Consider the following 10,267-nt stretch of genomic DNA (forward strand, 5'->3'; position numbering starts at 1 on the left):
CACGTCTGTCGAGAACACCGTACGCCCGCCCGTCTCGGCGCATGGCCCTCGCGTGGGGCTTCGCACACCATTTCCACGCCCCGGTCGCCGCCCGGGCCGCCCGGGGACCCGCGAGGATCCGGGGGACAATGGACGCGCCACAACAGGGACGGAGCACTCGTGCAGTGGACTGTGGTCGTACCTCTCAAGGCCCTGGCGCGGGCCAAGAGCAGGCTCGCGGACACCGCGGCGGACGGTCTGCGCCCGGGGCTCGCCCTCGCCTTCGCCCAGGACACGGTGGCCGCGGCGCTCGACTGCGCCGCGGTGTCCGATGTGGCGGTCGTCACGGGGGACCCGCTCGCCGCGCGGGAGCTGGCGGTCCTCGGGGCCCGGATCGTCCCGGACGGGGCGGCGGACGGCCTGAACGCCGCGCTGGCCCTCGGGGCGGCCGAGGTGCGGGGGCCCCGGCCCGCGGCCGCGGTGGCGGCGCTCAACGCCGATCTCCCCGCGCTGCGCCCGGCGGAATTGGCGCGGGTCCTCGACGCGGCCGCCGAATTTCCGCGTGCTTTTCTGCCCGATGCCGCCGGAATCGGTACCACGCTGCTGGCCGCGGGTCCCGGACGGGAATTGCGGCCAGCTTTCGGCATCGATTCGCGGGCCCGGCACCGCGCCTCGGGTGCGGTGGAAATCGCCCTCGACGCGGTGGACTCCGTACGCCAGGACGTGGACACCGGCGACGATCTGCGGGCGGCACTGGCCCTGGGCGTCGGCCCCCGCACGGCCGCGGCGGCGGCCCGGCTGCTGATCCCCGGCCAGTCGGGCGGCTAGGGCTTTTCTTTCGGAACCTTCCGGTCCCGGTACGTCGAGTCCGGCCGTCGCGGAAAGGGGCGCGGGCCGGTCGGTAGGCTGCCGTCATGCAGGCCACCGCGTACACCTACGACTCCGAGACCCGCACCGGTCAGGTGCTGCTCGACGACGGCACTCCCCTGCCCTTCGACGCTCCCGCGTTCGACGCGGGCGGCCTCAGGCTGCTGCGGCCGGGGCAGCGGGTGCGGATCGAGACGGAGGGCGAGGGCGGGGCCCGGCGGATCACGCTGGTGACCCTCCAGACCTTCTGACATCTCCGGGCCGTCCGCGGCGTACGGCCCCTCCGGACCCCGGACACACCGCGGGCCGGGCTCCCCAGGGGAGCCCGGCCCGGCGCGTGAGTAACCCTGTGCGCCCCGTTTAGCGGCGGGCGGTGGTCTTCTTGGCGGTGGTCTTCCGTCCCGCGGCCTTCTTGGCGGGGGCCTTCTTCGCCGGGGCCTTCTTGGCCGCGGCCTTCTTCGCGGTGGTCTTCTTCGCCGTGGTCTTCTTCGCGGCCGCGGTGGTCTTCTTCGCCGTGGTCTTCTTCGCCGTCGCGGTGGTCTTCTTGGCGGTGGTCTTCTTCGCGGTGGTCTTCTTCGCCGCCGCGGTGGTCTTCTTCGCCGCGGCCTTCTTGGCGGTGGTCTTCTTGGCCGCCGCCTTCTTCACCGTCGCCGCGGCACCGCCGGTGAGGCTGCCCTTGGGCGCCTTCTTCACGGAGACCTCGCCGCCGCGCGGCAGCTTCTTGGTGCCGCTGACCAGGTCCTTGAAGCCCTGACCTGCGCGGAAGCGCGGGACGGAGGTCTTCTTGACCCGAACCCGCTCGCCCGTCTGGGGGTTGCGGGCATACCGGGCAGGACGCTCCACCTTCTCGAACGAACCGAAGCCGGTGACCGAGACCCGGTCGCCTCCGACGACCGCGCGGACGATGGCGTCCAGGACCGCGTCGACAGCATCGGCGGCCTGCTGGCGACCGCCCATCTTGTCGGCAATCGCTTCTACGAGCTGCGCCTTGTTCACGTCTTCCCCTTCGGAGACATCGCCAGAACGAAAGTGTTCAAGCTTTTTCGCACGTTAGGCAGATATATACCGCAAATCAAACACGAAACGGGCTAATCACCCTTGTGCCGCAACCGACTCGGCCGCTTCAGAGTTCCTCTTCGGGGATTCGCCCCTGGTCGAGGTCGCTCGTGAACCGCTTGAGACGCCTGGCCGCTTCGGCGGGATCGTGCTTGGCCGCGGCCGTAATGACCAGCAGCTTCCGGGTCAGCGCCATCCGTACGCCCTCCGGGACTTGCAGTGCGCGCACTCGGGAGTGCGCTTCCTTGAGTTGGGCCGCGACCGCCGTATAGAGCTCGAGTTGGCCGTCGTTGTCCATGCACAGATTGTGCCATCTGGGGCGAGTTGTCGCCCGCGCTGGGGGCAACTGCCGCCTCTCCGCGGCCTTCCCCGGGGCCCGGCGGAGAGTGCCGCCGGACGGCAGGTACCCCCGCAATGACCTTTGTAACTGCCCGAGTTGACGCCCTCGGAGGAGGCGCACCGGACCCGCCCGGAGGCAGAAACGGCTGTACCCCCAACCGTCCACGATTGGGGGTACAGACAGGTGTTGCAATGGCCGAAACCAGCCCTTGCGGCCGGGCCCGGAGTCAGCTGTGGAGCGTGCGCGGCTTGTGTGCGGGGCGCGCGGACTCGTAGGCCGCGATGTCGCCCTCCTCCCGGAGGGTGAGGGAGATGTCGTCCAGGCCGTTCAGCAGCCGCCAGCGGGAGTTCTCGTCCAGCTCGAAGGGGGCGGTGATGCCCTCGGCGCGCACCTCGCGGGCCTGGAGGTCGACGGTGATCCCGGCCTCGGGGTCCCGTTCGGTCAGCTCCCACAGCGCGTCCACGATCTTCTGCTCCAGCACGACCGTGAGCAGGCCGTTCTTGAGCGAGTTGCCCCGGAAGATATCGGCGAAGCGGGAGGAGACGACCGCCTTGAAGCCGTAGTTCTGGAGCGCCCAGACGGCGTGCTCGCGGGAAGAGCCGGTACCGAAGTCGGGACCGGCGACCAGGACGGTGGCGCCCTGCCGCTCGGGCCGGTTCAGCACGAATTCCGGGTCCCTGCGCCAGGCCTCGAACAGCCCGTCCTCGAAGCCGTCGCGGGTCACCTTCTTGAGCCAGTGGGCCGGGATGATCTGGTCGGTGTCGACGTTGCTGCGGCGCAGCGGGACGGCCCGGCCGGTGTGGGTGGTGAATGCTTCCATGGCTGCTCAGACTCCAGCGGGCGTACGAGTGTCGGCGGCGGACAGGTCGGCGGGGGACGCCAGGTGGCCCAGGACCGCCGTCGCGGCGGCGACCTGCGGCGACACCAGGTGCGTACGGCCGCCCTTGCCCTGCCTGCCCTCGAAGTTGCGGTTGGAGGTGGACGCGGAGCGCTCACCCGGGGCCAGCTGGTCGGGGTTCATGCCGAGGCACATCGAACAGCCCGCGTGCCGCCATTCGGCCCCGGCCTCCTTGAAGACCGCGTCCAGCCCCTCGGAGACGGCCTGGAGGCCCACCCGCACGGAGCCCGGGACGACCAGCATGCGTACGCCGTCGGCGACTTTGCGCTCCTTGAGGATCTCGGCGGCGGCGCGCAGGTCCTCGATGCGGCCGTTGGTGCAGGAGCCCACGAAGACGGTGTCCACCGCGATGGAGCGCAGCGGCTGCCCGGCGGCCAACCCCATGTACTCCAGGGCCTTTTCGGCGGCCAGGCGCTCAGATGCATCCTCGTACGACGCCGGATCGGGGACGGCGGCCGAAAGCGGAGCGCCCTGGCCCGGGTTGGTGCCCCAGGTGACGAACGGGGAGAGCGCGGCGGCGTCGATCCGGACCTCGGCGTCGAACTCCGCGTCGTCGTCGGTCCGCAGCGTCTTCCAGTACGCGACCGCGGCGTCCCAGTCGGCGCCCTCGGGGGCGTGCGGGCGGTCCTTGAGGTAGGCGAAGGTGGTCTCGTCGGGGGCGATCATGCCCGCGCGGGCACCGGCCTCGATGGACATGTTGCAGATGGTCATCCGGGCCTCCATCGAGAGCTTCTCGATGGCCGGGCCGCGGTACTCCAGGATGTACCCCTGGCCGCCGCCGGTGCCGATCCTGGCGATGATCGCGAGGATCAGGTCCTTGGCGGTGACGCCCTCCGGCAGCTCGCCGTCGACCGTGATCGCCATGGTCTTGGGGCGGGCCATCGGCAGCGTCTGGGTGGCGAGCACATGCTCGACCTGGGAGGTGCCGATGCCGAAGGCCAGCGCGCCGAAGGCGCCGTGCGTGGAGGTGTGGGAGTCGCCGCAGACCACGGTGGTGCCCGGCTGGGTCAGGCCCAGCTGGGGGCCGACGACGTGCACGACGCCCTGCTCGGCGTCGCCCAGGGGGTGCAGCCGGACGCCGAAGTCCGCGCAGTTCTTGCGCAGCGTCTCCAGCTGGGCGCGGGAGACCGGGTCGGCGATGGGCTTGTCGATGTCGAGGGTGGGGGTGTTGTGGTCCTCGGTCGCGATGGTGAGGTCGAGCCTGCGCACCCGGCGCCCGTTCTTGCGCAGTCCGTCGAAGGCCTGCGGGCTGGTCACCTCGTGCAGCAGGTGCAGATCGATGTAGAGGAGGTCGGGCTCGCCCTCGGCGCGCCGGACGACATGGTCGTCCCAGACCTTCTCCGCGAGTGTCCTACCCATCGCTTTCCCTCCGGCCGGGGCAAGGAGTGCGCCGGCCCAACTAGAGATCCTGGGGTGGCGGCGCCCGGTGCCCCGGGTCCCGGGCGCGTGCCGCCGGGCCCGTCGGTCAGCGGGCCGCCATGACTCCAGAGTGGCGGGTTCCTGGGAAAATTGAACTTGCGTTTCACAGAGTGAGACGTGAGTATCGTTGCATGGACAACAGTAGCGGCGTCGGCGTTCTGGACAAGGCGGCCCTCGTCCTGAGCGCTCTGGAGTCCGGTCCGGCCACCCTCGCGGGTCTGGTCGGCGCCACCGGACTGGCACGACCCACGGCCCACCGCCTGGCCGTGGCACTGGAACACCACCGCATGGTGGCGCGCGACATGCAGGGCCGTTTCATCCTCGGCCCCCGGCTGGCCGAGCTGGCCGCGGCGGCGGGCGAGGACCGCCTGCTGGCGACGGCGGGGCCGGTGCTGACCCATCTGCGGGACGTCACGGGCGAGAGCGCGCAGCTCTACCGCCGCCAGGGGGACATGCGCATCTGCGTCGCCGCCGCGGAGCGCCTGTCCGGCCTGCGGGACACGGTGCCGGTGGGTTCCACCCTGACGATGAAGGCGGGCTCCTCGGCGCAGATCCTGATGGCCTGGGAGGAGCCGGAGCGGCTGCACCGGGGTCTTCAGGGCGCCCGCTTCACGGCGACGGCCCTGTCGGGCGTACGGCGCCGGGGCTGGGCCCAGTCCATCGGTGAGCGCGAGCCGGGCGTGGCGTCCGTCTCCGCGCCCGTGCGCGGTCCCTCCAACCGGGTGGTGGCTGCGGTGTCCGTCTCCGGGCCGATCGAGCGTCTGACGCGCCACCCGGGCCGGATGCACGCCCAGGCGGTCATCGACTCGGCCGCCCGGCTCTCCGAGGCACTGCGCCGCTCGGGCTGACCGCCGGGGCGGGGAGGAAGAAGGGGACGAGGGCCGGCCCCAACGCCGCGGCAGGCCCTCGTCCCGCGGACTTCCCCGAGGCCCAGGTGCCGCCGCCCTCGTCCTGCGGACTCCCCCGGGCTCCCCCGGCTCCCCCGGCTCCCCAGAGGCCACATCCGGCGCATCTGTCGCACGGGGCGCACCCGTCACAGTCAGGGCGCCGAAGTTCCCGCGCGATGGGCGGAGTTGGAAACGCCGCAGGGCCTCCACCGAAGTGAAGGCCCTGCGGACTCTGTACCCCCGACCGGATTCGAACCGGCGCTACCGCCTTGAGAGGGCGGCGTGCTAGGCCGCTACACAACGGGGGCGAGGATCTTGCGTTTCCGCAGATCCGAGCTGGTCTACCTGGACTCGAACCAAGACTAACTGAACCAGAATCAGTCGTGCTGCCAATTACACCATAGACCAATGTGGTTTAGACCAGACCGTACCCCCGACCGGATTCGAACCGGCGCTACCGCCTTGAGAGGGCGGCGTGCTAGGCCGCTACACAACGGGGGCCCTAGCGATCCTGCATCGAGGTCAGCGGGAGCGACCCGGCTGTCCTCGCGGGAAGGATCTGTACCCCCGACCGGATTCGAACCGGCGCTACTGCCTTGAGAGGGCAGCGTGCTAGGCCGCTACACAACGGGGGCTTTGCGGATGAGATCCGCGGGCGCAGATAAGCTCTGCGAGCTGGCCTACCTGGACTCGAACCAAGACTAACTGAACCAGAATCAGTCGTGCTGCCAATTACACCATAGGCCACTGCAACGCAAGCCCTTGACGGGCCCAGTTTCAGCTTGCGCCTCCGGTTCCGGCCTTTCGGCCCGCTCCCCGGCGGCGCAGAAAGAACATTACCCGAAGGTGGACGGCGCTCCAAAACGGGTATCCGCGCCGAGGACCGCGGGGAGTTCACCGAGGGACGCGATCCGGTGCGGTCCCCCGGGCCCGTCGGCGGCCACGGCGGGCCGTCCGCCGGTGACCGCGTGCACACCCGCACGGTCGATCCAGACGGAGAGCATCCCGGCTCCTGCGGCACCGCGGCCGTCGATCTCCGGGTGGTCCCCGACGTACGCCACCTGGTGCGGGGCGAGCCCGAGGGCGTCGCAGGCGGCGCGGAACGCCCGGGCGTCCGGCTTGGAGAAGCCCAGCTCGGCGGCGCACAGCACGGCCTCGAAGCGGTCGCGCACCCCGAGGGCGCGCAGCTTGTGCTCCTGGACATGGATGCTGGAGTTCGAGAGCACGGCGTGCCGGTAGACCCCGGCGAGGGCGTCCAGGGCGGGCAGGACGTCCGGGAAGAGGGCCCAGGCGGCCTCGTAGTGACGCAGATAGCGTCCGAACCAGGCGTCCGCCTCGTCGTCGGTCAGCGTCCGCTCCAGGAAGAGCCGTACGCGGTCCCGGCGCTGTCCCTCGAAGGAGACTTCCCCTGCGGCGTGTCGGGCCCACTGGAGGTGGGTGGCCCGCCGCCAGAGCTCCAGGGCCTCCGCCACGCTCCCGTACCGGCCGAGCAGGCCCTCGGCGGCCAGGTGCTTGCGCATCCCGGCGTGATCGGCGCTGGTGTAGTCGAAGAGGGTGTCGTCGACGTCCCAGACGACGGCCTTGATCGGCACGCGGCTCATCTCCGTCCCGGGGGCCCACCGCCCCCGGGTCGACGGTAGCCCCCGGCCCGCGCTCACGGCAGCCCCGCCCGGCCGCCGGTGTCCGGCACGGTGAGCGGTGGGGGTTGCCGGAGGGTGGCTCGTCCGGCCGGGTGAGGGTGGCCGCTGCCGCGCCGACGCGGTGGCGGGAGAGCGGGGCGCCGACGGTGAAGGGCTCGGCCTCGCCCCGGCCGAGGGAGACGAACGGGGGCAGGCGCCACCACCCGGCCGGTGGGCGGCCACCCCGGTGCGCGGCGCGCCGGGGTGGCGCCGTGGGTCCCGGGTCCGGCCGAAAACGCCGCAGGGCGGCAGCCGGGTGGCTGCCGCCCTGCGGGGCCGGGCGGGTGCCCGGTGGATGCCTACGCCGCGAGCCGGGCCAGGGCCGCGTCGATCCGGGCCAGCGTCCGCTCCTTGCCCAGGACCTCCAGGGACTCGAAGAGGGGCAGGCCGACGGTGCGGCCGGTGACGGCGACCCGGACCGGGGCCTGGGCCTTGCCGAGCTTGAGGCCGTGGGCCTCGCCCGCGGTCAGCACGGCGTCCTTCAGGGACTCCGGGGAGGTCCAGTCCGCCGCGTCGAGGTTCTCCCGCGCGGTGCGCAGCAGGGCGTCGCTGCCCTCCTTCATCGCCTTGGTCCAGGAGGCCTCGTCGAAGACCGGCTCCGGCAGGAAGAGGAAGTCGACGTTCTCCGTGATCTCGGACAGGACCTTCACCCGGGTCTGCGCGTGCGGGGCGATCGCCTGCCACTTCGCCTCGTCGAAGTCCTCGGGCGCCCAGGCCGCGGAGGGGGCCTTCAGCCACGGCCGGCAGCGCTCGGTGAAGTCCTTCACGTCCAGCAGGCGGATGTGGTCGGCGTTGATCGCCTCGGCCTTCTTGAGGTCGAAGCGGGCCGGGTTGGGGTTGACGTCCGCGATGTCGAAGGCGGCGACCATCTCCTCGACCGGGAAGATGTCCCGGTCCGGGGCCAGGGACCAGCCCAGCAGGGAGAGGTAGTTGAGCAGGCCCTCCGGCAGGAAGCCGCGCTCGCGGTAGAGGTTGAGCGAGGACTGCGGGTCCCGCTTGGACAGCTTCTTGTTGCCCTCGCCCATGACATACGGCAGGTGGCCGAAGTCGGGCACGGACTTGGCGATGCCCAGCTCGATGAGCGCCCGGTACAGGGCGATCTGGCGGGGGGTGGAGGAGAGCAGGTCCTCGCCGCGCAGGACGTGGGTGATCTCCATCAGGGCGTCGTCGACCGGGTTCACCAGGGTGTACAGGGGCGCGCCGTTGGCCCGGACGATGCCGTAGTCCGGCACGTTCTCCGGGGTGAAGGTCAGCTCGCCGCGGACCAGGTCCGTGAAGGTGATCGTCTCGTCGGGCATCCGGAAGCGGACGATGGGGGTCCGGCCCTCGGCCTCGTACGCGGCCACCTGCTCGGCACCCAGGTCGCGGCAGTGCCCGTCGTAGCCGGACGGCTTCCCGGCGGCGCGGGCGGCGTCGCGGCGGCTGTCCAGCTCCTCGGTGGTGCAGTAGCAGCGGTAGGCGTGCCCGGCCTCCAGGAGCTTGCGGGCGACGTCCTGGTAGATGTCCATCCGCTGGGACTGGCGGTACGGCGCGTGGGGGCCGCCGATCTCCGGGCCCTCGTCCCAGTCGAAGCCCAGCCAGCGCAGCGAGTCCAGGAGCTGGAGGTAGGACTCCTCCGAGTCACGGGCCGCGTCCGTGTCCTCGATGCGGAAGACGAACGTACCGCCGGTGTGACGGGCGTACGCCCAGTTGAACAGGGCGGTGCGGACCAGGCCCACATGGGGGTTGCCGGTCGGGGACGGACAGAAGCGGACACGCGGGGGCACCCCCTGTCCGGGCTGGGTCGAGGACTGGGAGGAGTTCGCGTTAGCCACGCTTGATCACCTTGTTGGTGAGAGTGCCGATGCCTTCGATGGTGACGGCGACCTCGTCGCCGACGTTGAGGGGGCCGACCCCCGCGGGGGTGCCCGTGAGGATCACGTCGCCGGGGAGCAGCGTCATGGCCTCGGAGATGTTGACGATCAGATCCTCGACCGGGTGGATCATCTCGCTCGTCCGGCCGAGCTGGCGCTGCTGGCCGTTGACCGTGAGCTGGATGGTGAGGTCGCCCGGGTCGAGGTCGGTCTCCACCCAGGGGCCGAGGGGGCAGGAGGTGTCGAAGCCCTTGGCCCGGGCCCACTGCTTCTCGCGGCGCTGGACGTCGCGCGCGGTGATGTCGTTGGCGCAGGTGTAGCCGAGGATCACGTCCTTGACGCGCTCGCGCGGCACCTCCCGGCACATACGGCCGATCACCACGGCCAGCTCGGCCTCGTGGTGCAGCTCCTCGGTGAAGGAGGGGTGGGCGATCGCGTCGCCGGGGCCGATCACCGAGGTGGAGGGCTTGAAGAAGGCGAACGGGGTCTCGGGGACCTCGTGGCCGAGTTCGCGCGCGTGCTCGGCGTAGTTGCGGCCGAAGGCCACGACCTTGTTGGGGAGCACCGGCGGCAGCAGCCTGACCTTGCTCAGCGGCACCTTGGTGCCGGAGAGCTCGAAGTCCGCGAAGGGGATGCCCTTGATGATGTCGAGGACTAGCTCGTCCGGCTTGTCACCCTCGACCGCGCCGAAGGCGACGTTCCCGTCGATGGAGAATCTGGCGATGCGCACGGGATCCTGGCGCCCCTTACCTGAGCTGACTGGATTCTGACGCTCCAGGCTAACGCGGGAGGGGGCGGGTGCCCCGCGCGACAACCGCGGGCGCCCCGGGGCCGCGGGCGCATGGGCCGTCCCGTCCCGTCCCGGGCGCCTGGCGCGGGCGGACCGGACGGACAGTGCCCGGCCCGGCTGGACCGGGCGGACGGCGCGAGCGGACTGAGCGCCCGGCGCGTGCGGATTGAGCGGACGGCGCCCGGCGCGCGTATTGCTCTGTGGCGGGGATCCGGCTACTGGGCGGCGGCGGCCTGGACGGGGATCTCCATGAGGATGGTGCGCTGGGGATTGGCGGTCTGGGTGGGAAGGTCGACGGAGTGTTCCGGGAGAGCCGGGACCTGGAGCTCTTCGGCGTCGGCGAGGTGCGCCAGCGTCGTGCGCCGGGGGTTGGCTATCGTGCGGAACATCATCGTGGTCTTCACTGGTGTCGTTGACCTTGTCGTGTGGGGCTCCGGGCAGGCCGTGGAGGCCGTCGCCGGGGCGCGAGTTGTCGGATTCGCCATCCCTGTAAAGCGTC

11 protein-coding genes and 5 tRNA genes are annotated in these 10,267 nt (G+C 71.4%); 3 read left to right on the forward strand and 13 right to left on the reverse strand.

Translation table 11 applies throughout. The annotated features are described in order from the left end of the window. Positions 1–159: 159 nt before the first annotated feature. Together cofC and ACIHAA_RS17035 are read left to right on the forward strand one after the other, a co-directional pair. Positions 160–807: a 2-phospho-L-lactate guanylyltransferase gene (gene cofC / locus ACIHAA_RS17030; RefSeq protein WP_399817764.1), complete on the forward strand. Its 648-nt coding sequence runs from the start codon at positions 160–162 to the stop codon at positions 805–807. 86 nt (positions 808–893) lie between these two features. Then, the gene (locus tag ACIHAA_RS17035) at positions 894–1,097 is read left to right on the forward strand and encodes a hypothetical protein (RefSeq protein ID WP_399817766.1); all 204 of its coding nucleotides are present in this window, start codon (positions 894–896) and stop codon (positions 1,095–1,097) included. 109 nt (positions 1,098–1,206) lie between these two features. On the opposite strand, the gene ACIHAA_RS17040 is transcribed toward ACIHAA_RS17035, so the two are convergent. The 4 genes from ACIHAA_RS17040 to leuC all read right to left on the reverse strand — a co-directional run bounded on the left by ACIHAA_RS17040 (position 1,207) and on the right by leuC (position 4,499). Beyond that, a complete protein-coding gene (locus ACIHAA_RS17040) occupies positions 1,207–1,842 on the reverse strand; it encodes an HU family DNA-binding protein (protein WP_399817768.1) in 636 nt (211 codons plus the stop codon). 127 nt (positions 1,843–1,969) lie between these two features. Continuing rightward, positions 1,970–2,200, reverse strand: a complete 231-nt coding sequence (locus ACIHAA_RS17045) for a hypothetical protein (protein WP_399817770.1) — start codon at positions 2,198–2,200, stop codon at positions 1,970–1,972. 268 nt (positions 2,201–2,468) lie between these two features. Next, positions 2,469–3,062: a 3-isopropylmalate dehydratase small subunit gene (leuD, locus tag ACIHAA_RS17050; RefSeq protein WP_399817772.1), complete on the reverse strand. Its 594-nt coding sequence runs from the start codon at positions 3,060–3,062 to the stop codon at positions 2,469–2,471. 6 nt (positions 3,063–3,068) lie between these two features. Then, complete coding sequence (gene leuC / locus ACIHAA_RS17055) at positions 3,069–4,499, reverse strand: 3-isopropylmalate dehydratase large subunit (protein ID WP_399817774.1); 1,431 nt, start codon at positions 4,497–4,499, stop codon at positions 3,069–3,071. Between the two features lie 191 nt (positions 4,500–4,690). Between leuC and ndgR the strand changes: the two genes are divergently transcribed. Continuing rightward, positions 4,691–5,407 (forward strand): IclR family transcriptional regulator NdgR, encoded by a 717-nt coding sequence (gene ndgR, locus ACIHAA_RS17060; protein ID WP_399817776.1) that lies wholly within the window; start codon positions 4,691–4,693, stop codon positions 5,405–5,407. A gap of 274 nt (positions 5,408–5,681) precedes the next feature. On the opposite strand, the gene ACIHAA_RS17065 is transcribed toward ndgR, so the two are convergent. The 9 genes from ACIHAA_RS17065 to ACIHAA_RS17105 all read right to left on the reverse strand — a co-directional run bounded on the left by ACIHAA_RS17065 (position 5,682) and on the right by ACIHAA_RS17105 (position 10,172). Then, a tRNA-Glu gene (locus ACIHAA_RS17065) sits at positions 5,682–5,754 on the reverse strand. 28 nt (positions 5,755–5,782) lie between these two features. Then, a tRNA-Gln gene (locus tag ACIHAA_RS17070) sits at positions 5,783–5,854 on the reverse strand. 20 nt (positions 5,855–5,874) lie between these two features. Beyond that, positions 5,875–5,947 (reverse strand) — tRNA-Glu (locus ACIHAA_RS17075). A 61-nt stretch (positions 5,948–6,008) separates the two neighbouring features. Further along, positions 6,009–6,081: transfer RNA gene (locus tag ACIHAA_RS17080), tRNA-Glu, on the reverse strand. A gap of 40 nt (positions 6,082–6,121) precedes the next feature. Beyond that, positions 6,122–6,193, reverse strand: a tRNA-Gln gene (locus ACIHAA_RS17085). 89 nt (positions 6,194–6,282) lie between these two features. Continuing rightward, positions 6,283–7,047, reverse strand: coding sequence for an HAD family hydrolase (locus ACIHAA_RS17090; protein ID WP_399817779.1), 765 nt, complete (start codon positions 7,045–7,047; stop codon positions 6,283–6,285). 377 nt (positions 7,048–7,424) lie between these two features. Then, complete coding sequence (gltX, locus tag ACIHAA_RS17095; RefSeq protein WP_399817781.1) at positions 7,425–8,939, reverse strand: glutamate--tRNA ligase; 1,515 nt, start codon at positions 8,937–8,939, stop codon at positions 7,425–7,427. Continuing rightward, a complete protein-coding gene (locus ACIHAA_RS17100; protein WP_399817783.1) occupies positions 8,932–9,708 on the reverse strand; it encodes a fumarylacetoacetate hydrolase family protein in 777 nt (258 codons plus the stop codon). Before ACIHAA_RS17100 ends, gltX begins: the two co-directional genes overlap by 8 nt. Before the next feature lie 275 nt (positions 9,709–9,983). Next, positions 9,984–10,172 (reverse strand): hypothetical protein, encoded by a 189-nt coding sequence (locus ACIHAA_RS17105; protein WP_399817785.1) that lies wholly within the window; start codon positions 10,170–10,172, stop codon positions 9,984–9,986. Positions 10,173–10,267: the final 95 nt, after the last annotated feature.

This window comes from Streptomyces sp. NPDC052040, from assembly GCF_044548405.1.
Classification (GTDB): Bacteria; Actinomycetota; Actinomycetes; order Streptomycetales; family Streptomycetaceae; genus Streptomyces.